The sequence below is a fragment of the Mycobacterium sp. E183 genome (assembly GCF_001667735.1).
Classification (GTDB): domain Bacteria; phylum Actinomycetota; class Actinomycetes; order Mycobacteriales; family Mycobacteriaceae; genus Mycobacterium.
This window is the reverse complement of record NZ_LZJN01000089.1, coordinates 1-16,116: the sequence shown is the minus strand read 5'-3', so window position 1 is coordinate 16,116 and position 16,116 is coordinate 1. Positions and strand designations below refer to the sequence as shown.

The window sequence follows — 16,116 nt, the reverse complement described above, 5'->3', positions numbered from 1 at the left end:
TCACCCTTTCTCAGTTGTCCACTACCTGTTCCGCGGCGGCCGCGACGGCTTCTGCGGTGAAACCGAATTCACGGAACAAAGTCTTGTAGTCGGCGGATTCGCCATAGTGTTCGATCGAGACGATGCGGCCGGTGTCGCCGACGAGCTTGTGCCAGGACTGCGCGACGCCCGCTTCGACGGCCACCCGGGCCGACACCGACGGGGGGAGCACGCTGTCGCGGTAGTCCTCGGGCTGCGACTCGAACCATTCCACGCACGGCATCGACACCACCCGCGCGACAATGTCCTTGTCGGCCAACAACTTCTGGGCGTCCACTGCGAGCTGGACCTCAGAGCCGGTGGCGATCAGCACGACGTCGGGATCCTCGGCCCCCTCGTCGCCCAGGATGTAGCCACCCCGGGCCACGCCCTCGATGTTGGTGCCCTCGAGGATCGGCACGCCCTGGCGGGTCAGGATCAGCCCGACGGGACCGCTGCCGTTGCCGCGGGCCAGGATGGTGCGCCAGGCGTACGCGGTCTCGTTGGCGTCGGCGGGCCGCACCACCGACAGCTTGGGGATGGCGCGCAGCGCCGCGAGGTGTTCGATTGGCTGGTGGGTCGGGCCGTCCTCGCCGAGGCCGATCGAATCGTGCGTCCACACGTAGATGGTGTCGATGTCCATCAGCGCGGCCAGTCGCACCGCCGGACGCATGTAGTCGGAGAACTGCAGGAACGTGCCGCCGTAGGCGCGGGTCGGTCCGTGCAGCACGATGCCGGACAGGATGGCGGCCATCGCGTGCTCGCGCACGCCGAAGTGCAGCGTTCGGCCGTACCAGTGCGCGGTGTAGTCCTTCGTCGAAATCGACGGCGGGCCAAACGAATCCACGCCCTTCATGGTGGTGTTGTTGCTGCCCGCGAGGTCGGCCGAGCCGCCCCACAACTCCGGCAGTTTCGGGCCCAGCGCGGACAGCACCTCACCGGACGCGGCCCGGGTGGCCAACGCCTTGTCGCCCGGTTCCCAGCGCGGAATGTCGGCGTCCCAGCCCTCGGGCAATTCCTCGGCGGTCAACCGGTCCAGCAGCGCCTTGCGGTCGGGTTCGCGCTGCGCCCAGGCGTCGAAGTCCGCCTGCCACTTCTCGTGCGCTTCCTTGCCCCGGTCCACCAGCTTCCGGGTGTGGGCGATGACTTCGTCGCGCACCTCGAAGTTCTTGCCCGGGTCGAAGCCCAGGATCTCCTTGACGGCAGCGACCTCCTCGTCGCCCAGCGCCGCTCCGTGCGCCTTGCCCGTGTTCATCAACTTCGGCGCCGGGAAGCCGATGATGGTGCGCAGCTCGATGAACGACGGCCGGTCGGTGACGGCCTTGGCGTTGGCGATGGCCTCCTCGATGCCGACCACGTTCTCGCCGCCCTCGACCCTCTGCACGTGCCAGCCATAGGCCTCGTAGCGCGCGGCGGTGTCCTCGCACAGCGCGATGTTGGTGTCGTCCTCGATCGAGATCTGGTTGTGGTCGTAGAAGACGATCAGGTTGCCCAGCTGCTGGACGGCGGCCAGCGACGAGGCTTCCGAGGTGACACCCTCCTCGATGTCGCCGTCGGAGGCAATCACGTAGATGAAGTGGTCGAACGGGCTGGTGCCCGGGGCGGCGTCCGGGTCGAACAGCCCGCGTTCGTAGCGCGAGGCCATCGCCATGCCCACCGCCGAGGCCAGACCCTGGCCGAGCGGACCCGTGGTGATCTCAACGCCCTTGGTGTGCCGGAACTCCGGGTGTCCGGGCGTCTTGGATCCCCACGTGCGCAGCGACTCGATGTCGGACAGCTCCAGGCCGAACCCACCGAGGTAGAGCTGGATGTACAGCGTCAGGCTGCTGTGTCCGCAGGACAGCACGAAGCGGTCGCGCCCTAGCCAGTAGGTGTCGCTCGGATCGTGGCGCATCGTTCGCTGGAAGAGCGTGTACGCCAGCGGAGCCAGGCTCATCGCCGTTCCGGGATGTCCGTTGCCGACCTTTTGCACCGCGTCTGCGGCCAGCACCCGAATCGTGTCGACGGCGGCCGAGTCGATCTCGGACCAGTCGTCGGGGAGGTGCGGTTGGGTCAGCGTAGAGATCTCTTCGAGTGTGGTCACAGACTCAGTCCTTGGGGTCATCGAGCTGATCAATCCCACCCTAGTGCGGGAGGGCCGGCTCTTGCAGTGCTGGATTTCGGGTACCCGCCGCCGGCTGATGTGAAAATTACGCGGTGGGCGTCGACCCGTAACATTCAGTTCGGAAATCTGGGAGGAGTCTCCCGTGATTGGACCCTGCGGGCAGACCGTCACCGGCCCGCGGTCTACCATCGTGCGTAGTAGATGCTGCGCGCAGCTGCGACCCCAAGGAGTTATTGCGTGAGCGTTCGCGGGCGCGTCGCCCCGAGCCAGATGCCGAGCCGAGTGCAGGGCACGGTACTGGCGTACTTGGCGCTGACCAAGCCGAGGGTCATCGAGCTGCTGCTCGTCACCACCATTCCGGCCATGTTGCTCGCCGACCGCGGCACCGTGAACCCGCTGCTGATCCTCAACACGCTGGTCGGCGGGATGCTGGCCGCCGCGGGCGCCAACACACTCAACTGCGTGGCCGACGCCGACATCGACAAGGTGATGAAGCGCACGGCACGCCGGCCGTTGGCCCGGGCCGCGGTCCCGCGCAGCCATGCGCTGGTGTTCGGGTTGGCGCTGTCGGTGGGGTCATTCTTCTGGCTGTGGTGGACGACGAACATGTTGTCGGCGCACCTGGCCAGCGCCACCATCGCCTTCTACGTGCTGGTCTACACGCTGCTGCTCAAGCGCCGCACGTCGCAGAACGTCGTGTGGGGCGGCGCGGCCGGCTGCATGCCCGTGATGATCGGCTGGTCGGCGGTAACCGGCACCATCGGCTGGCCGGCACTGGTGATGTTCGCGATCATCTTCTTCTGGACGCCGCCGCACACCTGGGCGCTGGCCATGCGCTACAAGGAGGACTACAAGGCGGCCGGTGTGCCGATGCTGCCCGCCGTGGCCACCGAGCGCCAGGTCACCAAGCAGATCCTGATCTATACCTGGCTGACGGTGGCGGCGACGCTGGCGCTGGCGCTGGCCACCGGCTGGCTGTACGCGGCCGTCGCCTTGGTCGCCGGGGTGTGGTTCCTGGCGATGGCCCACCAGCTGCACGCCGGGGTGCGCGCCGGCGAGCCGGTCAAGCCGCTGCGGTTGTTCCTGCAATCGAACAACTATCTGGCGGTGTTGTTCTGCGCGTTGGCGGTCGACTCGGTGATCGCGCTGCCGCACCTGTTCTGACGCTCGCGATCCCGCCACACCACACCAGCCCCACCCGTCGCCCCCGAAGAGTGGCCTTCGAGTGGCACAGTGCCGCATGCCTACGGCGGCGGGGCGGCTGTGGCCGCTGTGACAGCGATCAGGGCAGCAGCACGATCGAGCCGGTCGTCTTGCGGCCCTGCAGATCCTGGTGGGCGCGGGTGGCTTCGGCCAGCGGGTAGCGGCCGCCGACTTCGATGGTGATCCCCCCGCCGGCGATCGCGTCGAACAATTCCTCTGCGCGCCAGCTGAATTCCTGGCCGGTGCGAATGAAGTGGGCCAGCGACGGCCGGGTCAGGAACACCGAGCCCGCGGCGTTGAGGCGCTGCGGATCGAACGGCGGAACGGGCCCGCTGGCCGCGCCGAACAGCGCCAGCGTGCCCCGCACCGCCAGGCTGGCCAGGCTGGCGTCGAAGGTGGTGGCGCCGACGCCGTCGTACACGGCCTCGACGCCGGCGCCGTCGGTGAGCCCGCGGATCTGCCGGCCGAAGTCGTCCGCGTCGTCGGGATAGGACAGCACCTCGTCGGCGCCGGCCTGCCGGGACAGCCGGGCCTTCTCCGGCGTGGAGACCGTGGTGATGACCCGCGCGCCGAGCAGATGCGCCCATTGCGTCAGGATCAGCCCGACCCCGCCCGCTCCGGCATGCACCAGCACGGTGTCGCCCGCCTGTACCGGATACACCGACTTCAACAGGTAGTGCGCGGTCAGGCCCTTCAGCAGCACCGACGCGGCCACGTCCGAGGTGACGCCGTCCGGCACGTGCGCCGTCAAAAACGCTGGGGCCGTGGCGTACTCGGCGTAGCCGCCGGCCGCCGATGCGCTGACCACCCGCTCGCCGGCGCGGAAGCCGTCGACGCCGTCACCGGTCGCCTCGACGGTGCCGCACAATTCGGAACCGAGGATGAACGGCAGCTCGCGCGGGTACTGCCCCGAGCGGAAGTAGGTGTCGATGTAGTTGACGCCGATCGCCTCGGCCTTGATGAGCACCTCGCCGGGCCCGGGCGTGGGCTGGAGTGCGTCGACGTAGCGCAGCACCTCGGGGCCGCCGGTTTCGCTGACTTCGATTGCGTGCATGTGCTTATCATGCCCGGGCATGAAACTCGCCCGTCCGGACATCTTCCATCCCCGCATCGTGCTTGCGGGCGGTCCGCGCCATCCCGACGACGCCGGCTTGGTGCCCGCGCTGCGCACCCGCGGGCTGCACGCCCGCTGGCTGTCCTGGGACGATCCCGAGACCCTCGACGCCGACCTGGTGATTTTGCGCGCCCCCGCGGACCGGCGTGACGAGTTCCTCGGCTGGACGCGGCGGGTGCGCCACCTGCTCAACCCGCCGGACGCGGTCGCTTGGAACCTCGATGAGCGGTATCTGCGCGACCTGGAGGCCGGCGGGGTGCCGACGCTCGCGGGCGGAACGGCGCGGGCGGCGTTGATCTTTCTCGGCGGCAAGCAATCACACGCCTGGCCGGTCGAGCCGGACGACGAGCCGTGGGACCTCGGGTACGCCGCGCTGGCGGCCGCCGCCGAGCGCACCGGAACCGCCGTCCGCGACCTCCTGTACGCGCGCGCCGACGTCGCCGAGGGGCGGCTGGTGGGACTCGACCTCGTCGCGCGGTCGCTGGGCTGGCGGCAGCTGGGCGCCGACGACCGCGAGCGCGCCCAGCGCGACTTCGCGGTGGCCGTGGAGTCAGCCTGCGAGCGGCTCGGCCTCGGCCCGCTCTCGCATCGACGCCCATAGCGCGGCGGTGGCGGCCGTGCAGGCGGCGGCCCCGGCCACGTGCAGGGCGACCAGCGCGGCGGGTACGCCGGTGAAGTACTGCGCGGTGCCGACGGCGGCCTGCGCGCACACCAGGGCGAGCAGCACGATCAGCCGCCGCAGGATCGGCCGGGCGGCGCGCACCGCCAGCAGCCCGAACCCCAGCCCGACCAGCAGCGCGAGGTAGGCGACCAGCAGCGAGGAGTGGGCATGGACCAGGGTGTCGACCGCGACCTTCAGCCGGGGGACGGTCCGGGTGGGGCTGCGGTCACCCGCGTGCGGCCCGGCGGCCGTCACCAACGTGCCCGTGACGAGCACCGCGGCCAGGTCCAACCCGATCAGTGCCGTCAGGGCGCGCAGCGGCCGGGGGACCCGCCGGCGCAGCACGCCGTCGTCGGGCTCGCTGATCTTGACGTAGAGCAGCACCGACAGCCACACCATCGTCATCGAGGTGAGCAGGTGGATCGCGACCGTCCACCACAGCAGGCCGGTGCGAACGGTGATGCCGCCGATGACCGCCTGCACCACCGTCGACACCGGCATCAGCCACGCGTAGACGAGGACCTCGGTCCGGCGCCGGGCCCGGATCACGGCCAGCACCGCCAGCGCCGCGGCGACGACCACCGCGAAGGTGATCATGCGATTGCCGAATTCGACCGCCTGGTGGATGCGCGGCACCTCGGCATGGGCGACAGGGGTGAAGCTGCCCGGGAAGCACTGCGGCCAGGTGGGGCAGCCCAGGCCCGACGCCGTGACGCGGACGATCGCCCCGGTGACGGCGATACCGCCCTGGGTGAGGATGACGGCCGCGGCGAGGAGGCGCTGGACGCGCACGCTGGGATTGGGGAGCAGGTCCACCAGCCGCATCAGCGTTCGTCCCACGGGCATGGCCCGATGGTAGGCCAAGCAAAACTACGTCCTGTAGTAAGCCCTGGCGTCGCGAGACGTAAACGACGCACACCCGGCGCGGCGTGTCGTGTGCGTGGTTTACGTGTCGCGAGCGCCCCGCGGCGATCTCACCCGCGTCAGGTGATTGCGTCAGGTGAAGCGGAACCAGCGCAGCGCCGCCAGCGCCGCGACCGCGCCCCACGCCGCCAGGACGGCGATGCCGAACCAGTCCACCGACAGGACCATCGCCCGCGACAGGGCCTCGGTGAGCGCACCCGAGGGGGTGAGCCGGGCCGCCCACTTGACCCCGGTCGGGATCATCCCGCTCTCGACGGTCAGTGCCCCGAGCCCGGCGAAAACGAACCACAACAGGTTGGCCACCGCCAGCACGATTTCGGCCCGCAGCGTGCCGCCGAGCAACAGCCCGAGCGCGGCGAACCCGGCCGTGCCCAGCGCGATGACCGCCGCGCCCAACGCCAACGCGGCCAACGCTGGACGCCAGCCCAGCGCAAACCCGATGGCGCCCAACAGGATTGCCTGCAGGAACACGACAGTGACCACGGCCAGCGACTTGCCGGCGATGATGCCCCAGACCGGCAGCGGGGTCGCGCCCAACCGCTTGAGCGCGCCGTAGCGGCGGTCGAAGGCGACCGCGATGGCCTGTCCGGTGAACGCGGTCGAGATCACCGCGAGGGCCATGATGGCCGGGACGAAGGTGGCGGCGCGGTTGTGGCCGAAGGAGCCGAACGGCAAGAGCGTCAACCCGACCAGCAGCGTGATCGGGATGAACATGGTCAGCAGCAGCTGCTCGCCGTTGCGCAACAGCAGCTTGAGCTCCAGCCCGAATTGCGCGGCCAGCATCCGCGGCACGGCGTTCGGCCTGGGGTCGGGGGTGAAGGTTCCAGCCGGGAAGACGTTCGATTGGGTCTTGTCCAGTTTCAAGGCCGCAACTTCCTGCCGGTGAGGTCGAGGAACACGTCCTCGAGGCTGCGCTGCTCGACGCGCATGTCGGTGGCCAGCACGTCGATCCGCGCGCACCACGCGGTGACGGTGGCCAGCACCTGCGGATCGACCGGACCCTCGACCAGGTACTCGCCGGGCGTCACCTCCGAGGCCTTGTAGTCCTCCGGCAGCGCGGCGGTCAGCAGCGACAGGTCGAGCCGTGGCGGCGCGGTGAACCGGAGCTCGTCCTTGGCGCCCGCGCGCATCAGCTCGGTCGGCGTGCCGGCGGCGACGGTCGCGCCGTGGTCGATGATGACCAGCCGATCGGCGAGTTCCTCGGCCTCCTTGAGCTGGTGTGTCGTCAGCAGCACCGTCACGCCGTCGCGGCGCAGCGCGTCGATCAGCTCCCAGACCAGCAGCCGGGCGTGTGCGTCCATGCCCGCCGTCGGTTCGTCGAGGAAGACCAGCTCGGGCCGGCCGACCAGAGCGCAGGCCAGCGCGAGCCGCTGCTGCTGGCCGCCGGAGAGCCGCCGGTAGGTGGTACGGGCGGCGTCGGTGAGGCCCAGGGTGTCCAGCAGCCACGCCGGGTCCAGCGGGTCGGCGGCGTACGAGGCGACCAGGTTCAGCATTTCGCTGGCCCGCGCGGACGGGTACCCGCCGCCGCCCTGCAGCATCACGCCGATGCGGGTGCGCAGGCGGGCGTTGTCGGCGATCGGGTCCAGGCCGAGCACCTCGATGGTGCCGGCGTCCGGGCGCACGAAGCCCTCGCACATCTCGACTGTCGTGGTCTTTCCCGCGCCGTTGGGACCCAGCAGGGCCAGCACTTCGGCGGCATGCACCTCGAGGTCGAGATCGGCGACCGCCGTGGTGGATCCGTAGCGCTTGCTCACCCCGCGCAGCCGCACGACCGTTTCAGGAACGTCCGAGCTCACGAGCGCCGCTCTCCCCCGCAAGCGGGTGGGGTCCCCACTGCATCGTCGTCGGCGCGGCTCACGTGGAATCAGCGTAGGCGTCAGGCACCGCGGCCGGGCGCGGGGTCTCAGCGGTCGTGGGCGCCGGCGCCGTTTCGGCCGTCGTCCCTTGCGGTTCGGCGCTGTCGCCCGGGAGTCGCCGCCACGGCAGCCGGGTGTAGGTCACCGCGATGAGGACCGCCACGATCACGGTGCTGGCCAGGGTCGCGTCCACGATCTGGAACAGCGCGAAGCGGTCGCCGTTGGCGGTCGGGCCGAAGATGCCGACGACCAGGGTGATGACGATGACCGCGATGCGGAAACCGCTGCGGGTGGCCCAGGCGGCGAGCGGGATGATCGCCCAGAGCAGATACCAGGGCTGCACGACGGGGAACAGCAGCACCGTGACGCCGAGCGCCACGCCCAGGCCGCCGATCGGATGCAACCGGCCGCGGAAGACGGCCACCAACAACCAGCCGACCATCACCGTGATGATCAGCACGCCGATGGCGCGCGTGAGCCCCAGCACCGCGGTGGTGTGGTCGCCCAGCCCCAGCAGGATGCCCACCTGCCCGGTGCCCAGGGCGAGCAGCGTCGGCGGCGACATCCAGCTGCGCACGACGTTGGCGGTGCCCAGCGTGTAGATCCAGCCGAAACCGAGGCCGCTGGCCCAGCCGACGAGCGCCATCACCGCCAGCGACAGCGCGCTCATCGCGCCGCCCGCCAGCAGCAGCGCCCGCAGGTTGCCCCCGCATCGGTACGCCAGCGCCATCGTGACGAAGCCGAGCGCCAGCAGCGACGGCAGCTTGACCTGTGACGACAGCACGATCAGGACCGCCCCGGCCAGCAGCATGCCGAGCGGTTCCCAGTCTTGACCGGGCCGCCAGGAGGCCGGGAACAGCCGCGGCGAGTCGATGCCGCGCAGCGCGAACTCGGCGCCGGCCAGCATCAGCCCGAGCATCAGTGCCTCGTTGTGAACGCCGGCGACCAGATGCATGATGAGCAGCGGATTGGCCGCGCCCAGCCACAGCGCGCTGACCTCCGCGACGCCGCAGCGCCGCGCCAGCCGCGGGGTCGCCCACACGATCAGGCCCACGCCGACCAGCTCGACCAGCCGGTGGCACAGCACGGCGGCGACGATGTTCTCCCCGGTGATGGCCGAGATGCCGCGCCCGATCCACAAGAAGAGCGGGCCGTAGGGCGCCGGCGTCTCCCGCCACAGTGTCGGGACCGACAGCGTGAAGACGTGGGACAGGCCGAGCCCGGACGCCGGCCCCACCCGATACGGGTCGAGCCCCTCGAGGGAGATCTGGCTCTGGGCCAGGTAGGAGTAGACGTCTTTGCTGTACATCGGCGGGGCGATCAGCAGCGGCAGCGTCCACAGCAGCAGGGTGCGGTCCAGGTCGCCGCGGGACATCCGCCTGCTGCCCAGGGCGAACCGTCCGAGCATCAGCCAGGCCAGCGCCATCATGACCGCGCCGGTGGTCGTCATCGTCAGGGACACGGTCTGGATCCGGGACGGCAGGTTGAGCAACCGCACCCCGAAGGTCGGGTCCTGGACCACGGGCCGGGCGCCTGCGCCCAGCGCGCCGATGGCCATCAGGATGGTGCCGGTCGCACCGAAGAGGCGGGTGCGCTGCAGCGCGGTGAGCTCGGTATCGTTCAGCGGCGTGCCCACCGCCTGCTCGTCGCCATGCAGGCTGGCGATCGACGAGCTCAGCACGTGGTGGCGGGCTGCCATCAGAGCAGCGTAACCGTCGGGGTCACCGGGCTCGCCTGCCAACCCGGCGGCGATCGCGAGCGCGGTTGCAACGGGTCGCCGCGTTGTACCGAATGTGACCAGTGCAACGCCCGCGCAGGGGACCCTTGGTAGACCGATCCCCGGAATTGCGTCACACTGGTGTTGTGAAAATCCGAACCGGCCTCGATGACGCCGCCGTCGGCGCGGCGATGCCGGATGGCCACACCCGCCGCGCGATCGTGCGCCTGCTGGTGGAGTCCGGATCGATCACCGCCGGCGAGATCGGTGACCGGCTCGGGCTGGCGGCCGCCGGAGTGCGACGCCACCTCGACGCCCTGATCGAAGCGGGGGACGCCGAGTCGGTGCCCGCCGCGTCCTGGCAGCAGGTCGGTCGCGGGCGTCCCGCCAAGCGGTTCCGGCTCACCGCGGGGGGCCGCGCCAAGCTCGAGCACGCCTACGACGACCTGGCGGCGGCCGCCATGCGGCAGTTGCGGGAAATCGGCGGTGAGGACGCCGTCCGCACGTTCGCCCGGCAACGGATCGATTCGATCCTGGCCGGCGTACCGTCGGCCGAGGGCGACGACGACGCCGAAGTCGAGGCGGCCGCGGAGCGGGTGGCCGGCGCGCTGACCAAGGCCGGTTACGTCGCCACCACGACGCGGGTCGGCGGCCCGATCCACGGCGTGCAGATCTGCCAGCACCACTGCCCGGTGTCGCACGTCGCCGAGGAGTTCCCGGAACTGTGTGAAGCCGAGCAGCAGGCCATGGCCGAGGTGCTCGGAACCCACGTGCAGCGGTTGGCGACCATCGTCAACGGCAACTGCGCCTGCACCACCCACGTACCTCTTACCCCGGCGCCCAGCCCGCGTCGCGACACCACGAGCATCGAAGGAGCGTCGTTATGACCCTCACGCCAGAGGCCCAGAAGGCCATAACAGAGCCGCTGACCCAGGAGCAGGCGATCGCCTCGCTGGGCCGCTACGGTTATGGCTGGGCGGACTCCGACGTCGCCGGAGCGAGCGCCCAGCGTGGGCTGTCCGAGGCGGTGGTCCGCGACATCTCGGCGAAGAAGAACGAGCCGGAATGGATGCTGCAGACCCGGCTGAAGGCGCTGCGCATCTTCGACCGCAAGCCGATGCCCAACTGGGGCTCGGACCTGAGCGGCATCGACTTCGACAACATCAAGTACTTCGTGCGGTCGACCGAGAAGCAGGCGGCCTCATGGGATGACTTGCCGGAGGACATCCGGAATACGTACGACCGCTTGGGAATTCCCGAGGCCGAGAAGCAGCGGCTGGTCGCCGGGGTGGCCGCCCAGTACGAGTCCGAGGTGGTGTACCACCAGATCCGCGAGGACCTGGAGTCCCAGGGCGTCATCTTCCTCGACACCGACACCGGCCTGCGGGAACACCCCGAGCTCTTCCAGCAGTACTTCGGCACCGTGATCCCGGCCGGGGACAACAAGTTCTCCGCGTTGAACACCGCGGTGTGGAGCGGTGGGTCCTTCATCTACGTTCCGCCGGGCGTGCACGTCGACATCCCGCTGCAGGCCTACTTCCGGATCAATACGGAGAACATGGGCCAGTTCGAGCGGACCCTGATCATCGTCGACGAAAACGCCTACGTGCATTACGTCGAGGGCTGCACCGCGCCCATCTACACCTCGGACTCGCTGCACTCGGCGGTGGTGGAGATCATCGTAAAGCCCGGTGGCCGTTGCCGTTACACCACGATTCAGAACTGGTCGAACAACGTCTACAACCTGGTCACCAAGCGGGCGCGCGCCGAGGCCGGCGCCACCATGGAGTGGGTCGACGGCAACATCGGGTCCAAGGTGACCATGAAGTACCCGGCCGTCTGGATGACCGGTGAGCACGCCAAGGGTGAGGTCCTGTCGGTCGCCTTCGCCGGGGAGGGCCAGCACCAGGACGCCGGCGCCAAGATGCTGCACCTGGCGCCCAACACGTCGAGCAACATCGTCTCGAAGTCCGTGGCCCGCGGCGGCGGCCGCACCTCCTACCGGGGGCTGGTGCAGGTGAACAAGGGCGCGCACGGCTCGCGTTCCAGCGTGAAATGCGATGCGCTGCTGGTCGATACGATCAGCCGTAGCGACACCTACCCCTATGTCGACATCCGCGAGGACGACGTCACGATGGGCCACGAGGCCACCGTGTCCAAGGTCAGCGACAACCAGCTGTTCTACCTGATGAGCCGTGGGCTGACCGAGGACGAGGCCATGGCCATGGTGGTGCGCGGCTTCGTCGAGCCCATCGCCAAGGAACTGCCGATGGAGTACGCCCTGGAGCTCAACCGGCTCATCGAGCTGCAGATGGAAGGCTCGGTCGGCTAGTGACGAACGTGACTGAAGCGGTTGAGGGTTCGGCCCTCACCGCCGCCAACAAGGGCGAATTGTTCGCGTCCTTCGACGTCGACGCCTTCGAGGTGCCCAGCGGGCGTGACGAGATCTGGCGGTTCACCCCGCTGCGGCGGCTGCGCGGGCTGCACGACGGCTCGGCTCAGGCCACCGGCAAGGCGCAGATCAGCGTCGGCGAGCAACCGGGCGTGCTCACCGAAACCGCCCACCGCGGTGACGAGCGGCTCGGCCGCGCCGGGGTGCCCACCGACCGCGTTGCCGCGCAAGCGTTTTCGTCGTTCAACTCCGCGACGCTGGTAAGCGTCGGCCGGGACGTGCAAGTCGCCGAGCCGATCAACATCTCCGTGACCGGTCCCGGTGCGGGCGCGGTGGCCTACGGGCACCTGCAGATCAGCGTCGACGAGCTCGGCGAGGCGGTCGTGGTGATCGACCATCGGGGGAGCGGAACCTACGCCGACAACGTCGAATTGATCGTCGGCGACGCCGCGCGCCTCACCGTGGTGTGGATCGCGGACTGGGCCGACGACGTCGTGCACGTGAGCGCGCACCACGCCAAGCTGGGCAAGGACGCGGTGCTGCGCCACGTCGCCGTCACTCTGGGCGGTGAGGTGGTGCGGATGTCGGCGAACGTGCGCTACGCCGCCCCGGGCGGGGACGCCGAGCTGCTCGGCTTGTACTTTGCCGACGACGGGCAGCACCTGGAATCGCGGCTGCTGGTCGACCACGCCCAGCCCAACTGCAAGTCCAACGTGCTGTATAAGGGCGCGCTGCAAGGGGATCCGTCATCGCAGCGGCCCGATGCGCACACCGTCTGGGTCGGCGACGTGCTGATCCGCGCCGAGGCCACCGACACCGACACCTTCGAGGTCAACCGCAACCTGGTGCTCACCGATGGGGCGCGCGCCGACTCGGTGCCCAACCTGGAGATCGAGACCGGCGAGATCGTCGGGGCCGGGCACGCCAGTGCCACCGGACGCTTCGACGACGAGCAACTGTTCTACCTGCGGGCCCGCGGCATCCCCGAGGACCAGGCGCGTCGCCTGGTGGTGCGCGGCTTCTTCGGCGAGATCATCGCCAAGATCGCCGTGCCGGACATCCGCGAACGCCTGACCGCCGCCATCGAACACGAACTGGAAATCACGGAGAAGACAACAGCGTCATGACGACTTTGGAAATTAAAGACCTGCACGTCAGCGTCGAAGACCCGAACGCCCCCGAGGGCAGCCGCGAGATAGGAATCCTCAACGGCGTCAACCTGACCGTCAAGTCCGGTGAGACGCATGCGGTCATGGGCCCCAACGGCTCGGGCAAGTCCACGCTGTCCTACGCCATCGCCGGCCATCCGAAGTATCGGGTGACGTCCGGCTCGATCACGCTGGACGGCCAGGACGTGCTGGACATGAGCGTCGACGAACGCGCCCGCGCCGGCCTGTTTTTGGCCATGCAGTACCCCGTCGAGGTGCCGGGCGTGTCGATGTCGAACTTCCTGCGCAGCGCCGCCACCGCCGTCCGCGGCGAGCCGCCGAAACTGCGGCACTGGGTCAAGGAGGTCAAGGCCGCGATGGCCGACCTCGACATCGACCCGGCGTTCGCCGAGCGCAGTGTCAACGAAGGGTTTTCCGGCGGCGAGAAGAAGCGCCACGAAATCCTGCAACTGGGTCTGCTCAAGCCCAAGATCGCGATCCTCGACGAGACCGACTCCGGCCTGGACGTGGACGCGCTGCGGGTGGTCAGCGAGGGCGTGAACCGCTACGCCGAGGCCGAGCACGGCGGCATCCTGTTGATCACCCACTACACCCGGATCCTGCGCTACATCCGCCCGCAATTCGTGCACGTGTTCGTCGGGGGCCGGATCGTCGAATCCGGCGGCCCGGAGCTGGCCGACGAGCTCGAGGAGAACGGCTACGTGCGCTTCACCCAGACCGATGGCGGCGACCCCCTGCGCCCGGCTTCGCCGCGCTTGGGATCCCCGCGAGCGGCGGCCGCGGGAGCGTAGGCATGACCGCACTGGACGTCGACGCCATCCGCGCTGACTTTCCCATCCTGAAGCGCGTGATGCGCGGCGGAAAGCAGTTGGCGTACCTGGATTCCGGCGCGACGTCGCAGCGCCCGCTGCAGGTGCTCGACGCCGAGCGCGAATTCCTGACCACGTCCAACGGCGCGGTGCATCGTGGCGCGCACCAGCTGATGGAGGAGGCGACCGACGCCTACGAGCAGGGCCGCGCCGACATCGCGGCTTTCGTCGGCGTCCACGCCGATGAGCTGGTCTTCACCCGCAACGCCACGGAGGCGCTCAACCTGGCGTCATACGTGCTGGGTGACAACAGGTTCGAGCGCGCCGTCGGCGAGGGAGACGTAATCGTCACCACCGAGCTGGAGCACCACGCCAACATCGTGCCGTGGCAGGAGCTGGCCCGACGCAGCGGCGCCACGCTGCGCTGGTACGGCGTGACCGACGACGGGCGCATCGACCTGGATTCGCTGGAGCTCGACGAGCGTGTGAAAGTCGTTGCCTTCAGCCATCACTCGAACGTCACCGGCGCGGTGGCGCCGGTGACGGAATTGGTCGGCCGCGCCAAGGCCGTCGGCGCCGTGACGGTGCTGGACGCGTGCCAGTCGGTGCCGCACGAGCCGGTCGACCTGCACGCGCTCGACGTCGACTTCGCCGCGTTCTCCGGCCACAAGATGTTGGCCCCCAACGGAGTCGGTGCGCTCTACGCCCGGCGCGAGGTGTTGTCACAGCTCCCGCCCTTCCTCACCGGCGGGTCGATGATCGAGACCGTGACCATGGAGACGTCGACCTACGCCCCGGCGCCGCAACGGTTCGAGGCCGGCACGCCGATGACCTCGCAGGTCGTCGGGTTGGGCGCGGCCGCACGCTATCTGGGTGCCGTCGGCATGGGCGCGGTCGAGGCGCACGAGCGCGAGCTGGTCGCCGCGACCCTGGAGGGCCTGTCGGGCATCGACGGCGTGCGGATCATCGGGCCGACCACGATGGAACACCGTGCCTCACCGGTGTCGTTCGTCGTTGACGGGGTGCACGCCCACGACGTCGGGCAGGTGCTCGACGACGAGGGCGTCGCGGTCCGGGTGGGGCATCACTGCGCGATGCCGCTGCACCGCCGGTTCGGCGTGGCGGCCACCGCCCGGGCGTCGTTCGCCGTGTACAACACCACCGACGAGGTCGAACGCCTGGTGGCCGGCGTGCGCCGCGCGCTGGAATTCTTTAGGAGTGACTGACGGTGCGCCTGGAGCAGATGTATCAGGACGTGATCCTCGATCACTACAAGCATCCGCAGCACCGCGGGCTGCGCGAGCCGTTCGGCGCGCAGGTGTATCACGTCAACCCGGTGTGCGGGGACGAGGTGACGCTGCGGGTCGCGCTGTCGGACGACGGCCGGCGCGTGGCCGACGTCTCCTATGACGGGCAGGGCTGCTCGATCAGCCAGGCGGCGACCTCGGTGCTCACCCAGCAGGTGATCGGTCAGACGGTGCCCGAGGCGCTGGACACCATCGCCGCGTTCACCGAAATGGTGTCCTCGCGCGGCACCGTCGAAGGCGATGAGGACGTCCTGGGCGACGGCATCGCGTTCGCCGGAGTGGCCAAATACCCGGCCCGGGTGAAATGCGCACTGCTGGGCTGGATGGCCTTCAAAGACGCGTTGGCCCAAGCTTGTTCAGGCAGGGGCGCGGACTTCGAGGAGGAACAGGATGAGCGAGACCGCCGCACCGGGTGACGAATTTCTTGCCGACCTCGAGGAGGCGATGCGCGACGTCGTCGACCCCGAGTTGGGCATCAACGTCGTCGACCTCGGGCTGGTCTACGGCCTCAACGTGGAAGAGGGCGACGACGGGACCGTCGCCCTGCTCGATATGACGCTGACCTCGGCGGCCTGCCCGCTGACCGACGTCATCGAGGACCAGTCGCGCAGCGCGCTGGTCAGCAGCGGGCTGGTCGACGACCTGCGGATCAACTGGGTGTGGAACCCGCCGTGGGGTCCGGACAAGATCACCGAGGACGGCCGCGAACAACTGCGCGCCCTGGGCTTCACCGTCTGAAGCCACCTGCCCTTCCGCTAGCCAATGGCGGCAATCCGCCGCTAAAGGTGGAAGGGCAAATGCGGCAGGTGAAGGTGGTGGTGCGGGCGCCCCATCGGTGGGCA

15 protein-coding genes are annotated in these 16,116 nt (G+C 69.5%); 9 read left to right on the top strand and 6 right to left on the bottom strand.

Going from position 1 to position 16,116, the window contains the following annotated elements; genetic code table 11:
- Positions 1 to 10: 10 nt before the first annotated feature.
- The gene (gene tkt, locus A5691_RS08745; RefSeq protein WP_068016168.1) at positions 11 to 2,101 is read right to left on the bottom strand and encodes a transketolase; all 2,091 of its coding nucleotides are present in this window, start codon (positions 2,099 to 2,101) and stop codon (positions 11 to 13) included.
- A gap of 258 nt (positions 2,102 to 2,359) precedes the next feature.
- On the opposite strand from tkt, the gene A5691_RS08740 reads away from it, so the two are divergent.
- Positions 2,360 to 3,286: a heme o synthase gene (locus A5691_RS08740; protein WP_068016165.1), complete on the top strand. Its 927-nt coding sequence runs from the start codon at positions 2,360 to 2,362 to the stop codon at positions 3,284 to 3,286.
- 118 nt (positions 3,287 to 3,404) lie between these two features.
- Here A5691_RS08740 and A5691_RS08735 read toward each other — a convergent pair whose 3' ends face one another.
- Complete coding sequence (locus A5691_RS08735; protein ID WP_067753057.1) at positions 3,405 to 4,379, bottom strand: quinone oxidoreductase; 975 nt, start codon at positions 4,377 to 4,379, stop codon at positions 3,405 to 3,407.
- Between the two features lie 19 nt (positions 4,380 to 4,398).
- Here A5691_RS08735 and A5691_RS08730 point away from each other — a divergent pair, with 19 nt between their 5' ends.
- Positions 4,399 to 5,040 (top strand): hypothetical protein, encoded by a 642-nt coding sequence (locus A5691_RS08730; RefSeq protein ID WP_068016163.1) that lies wholly within the window; start codon positions 4,399 to 4,401, stop codon positions 5,038 to 5,040.
- Here A5691_RS08730 and A5691_RS08725 read toward each other — a convergent pair.
- The 4 genes from A5691_RS08725 to mptB all read right to left on the bottom strand — a co-directional run bounded on the left by A5691_RS08725 (position 4,990) and on the right by mptB (position 9,579).
- Positions 4,990 to 5,925 carry a heme A synthase gene (locus A5691_RS08725; RefSeq protein ID WP_197504967.1) on the bottom strand — a complete coding sequence of 312 codons (936 nt, stop codon included), beginning with the start codon at positions 5,923 to 5,925 and terminating at the stop codon, positions 4,990 to 4,992. The genes A5691_RS08730 and A5691_RS08725 overlap by 51 nt on opposite strands.
- A gap of 171 nt (positions 5,926 to 6,096) precedes the next feature.
- Positions 6,097 to 6,807 (bottom strand): ABC transporter permease, encoded by a 711-nt coding sequence (locus A5691_RS08720; protein ID WP_231968974.1) that lies wholly within the window; start codon positions 6,805 to 6,807, stop codon positions 6,097 to 6,099.
- 77 nt (positions 6,808 to 6,884) lie between these two features.
- On the bottom strand, positions 6,885 to 7,820 hold the full coding sequence (locus tag A5691_RS08715) for an ABC transporter ATP-binding protein (protein ID WP_156670053.1): 936 nt from the start codon (positions 7,818 to 7,820) through the stop codon (positions 6,885 to 6,887).
- Positions 7,821 to 7,878: 58 nt separating this feature from the next.
- Positions 7,879 to 9,579: a polyprenol phosphomannose-dependent alpha 1,6 mannosyltransferase MptB gene (mptB, locus tag A5691_RS08710; protein WP_068016160.1), complete on the bottom strand. Its 1,701-nt coding sequence runs from the start codon at positions 9,577 to 9,579 to the stop codon at positions 7,879 to 7,881.
- A gap of 164 nt (positions 9,580 to 9,743) precedes the next feature.
- On the opposite strand from mptB, the gene A5691_RS08705 reads away from it, so the two are divergent.
- The 7 genes from A5691_RS08705 to A5691_RS08675 are packed head-to-tail and all read left to right on the top strand — an operon-like array spanning position 9,744 to position 16,012.
- On the top strand, positions 9,744 to 10,484 hold the full coding sequence (locus A5691_RS08705) for a metalloregulator ArsR/SmtB family transcription factor (protein WP_067753079.1): 741 nt from the start codon (positions 9,744 to 9,746) through the stop codon (positions 10,482 to 10,484).
- Complete coding sequence (sufB, locus tag A5691_RS08700) at positions 10,481 to 11,929, top strand: Fe-S cluster assembly protein SufB (RefSeq protein WP_068016157.1); 1,449 nt, start codon at positions 10,481 to 10,483, stop codon at positions 11,927 to 11,929. The genes A5691_RS08705 and sufB overlap by 4 nt, the downstream gene beginning before the upstream one ends.
- The gene (gene sufD / locus A5691_RS08695) at positions 11,929 to 13,116 is read left to right on the top strand and encodes a Fe-S cluster assembly protein SufD (protein ID WP_068016154.1); all 1,188 of its coding nucleotides are present in this window, start codon (positions 11,929 to 11,931) and stop codon (positions 13,114 to 13,116) included. Before sufB ends, sufD begins: the two co-directional genes overlap by 1 nt.
- Complete coding sequence (sufC, locus tag A5691_RS08690) at positions 13,113 to 13,949, top strand: Fe-S cluster assembly ATPase SufC (protein WP_068016151.1); 837 nt, start codon at positions 13,113 to 13,115, stop codon at positions 13,947 to 13,949. Before sufD ends, sufC begins: the two co-directional genes overlap by 4 nt.
- A 2-nt stretch (positions 13,950 to 13,951) precedes the next feature.
- On the top strand, positions 13,952 to 15,193 hold the full coding sequence (locus tag A5691_RS08685) for a cysteine desulfurase (protein WP_068016147.1): 1,242 nt from the start codon (positions 13,952 to 13,954) through the stop codon (positions 15,191 to 15,193).
- Entirely contained in the window at positions 15,190 to 15,690 is a 501-nt protein-coding gene (gene sufU, locus A5691_RS08680) for a Fe-S cluster assembly sulfur transfer protein SufU (RefSeq protein WP_067275677.1), read from the top strand. Before A5691_RS08685 ends, sufU begins: the two co-directional genes overlap by 4 nt.
- Positions 15,665 to 16,012, top strand: coding sequence for a metal-sulfur cluster assembly factor (locus A5691_RS08675; RefSeq protein ID WP_067275683.1), 348 nt, complete (start codon positions 15,665 to 15,667; stop codon positions 16,010 to 16,012). The genes sufU and A5691_RS08675 overlap by 26 nt, the downstream gene beginning before the upstream one ends.
- Positions 16,013 to 16,116: the final 104 nt, after the last annotated feature.

Excerpts from the sequence above, each read along its gene's own strand:
- A5691_RS08735 (WP_067753057.1), bottom strand. The coding sequence starts at position 4,379 with ATGCACGCAATCGAAGTCAGCGAAACCGGCGGCCCCGAGGTGCTGCGC.
- A5691_RS08730 (WP_068016163.1), top strand. The coding sequence starts at position 4,399 with ATGAAACTCGCCCGTCCGGACATCTTCCATCCCCGCATCGTGCTTGCG.
- A5691_RS08725 (WP_197504967.1), bottom strand. The coding sequence starts at position 5,925 with ATGCGGCTGGTGGACCTGCTCCCCAATCCCAGCGTGCGCGTCCAGCGC.
- A5691_RS08720 (WP_231968974.1), bottom strand. The coding sequence starts at position 6,807 with ATGCTGGCCGCGCAATTCGGGCTGGAGCTCAAGCTGCTGTTGCGCAAC.
- mptB (WP_068016160.1), bottom strand. The coding sequence starts at position 9,579 with ATGGCAGCCCGCCACCACGTGCTGAGCTCGTCGATCGCCAGCCTGCAT.
- sufB (WP_068016157.1), top strand. The coding sequence starts at position 10,481 with ATGACCCTCACGCCAGAGGCCCAGAAGGCCATAACAGAGCCGCTGACC.
- sufC (WP_068016151.1), top strand. The coding sequence starts at position 13,113 with ATGACGACTTTGGAAATTAAAGACCTGCACGTCAGCGTCGAAGACCCG.
- A5691_RS08685 (WP_068016147.1), top strand. The coding sequence starts at position 13,952 with ATGACCGCACTGGACGTCGACGCCATCCGCGCTGACTTTCCCATCCTG.
- A5691_RS08675 (WP_067275683.1), top strand. The coding sequence starts at position 15,665 with ATGAGCGAGACCGCCGCACCGGGTGACGAATTTCTTGCCGACCTCGAG.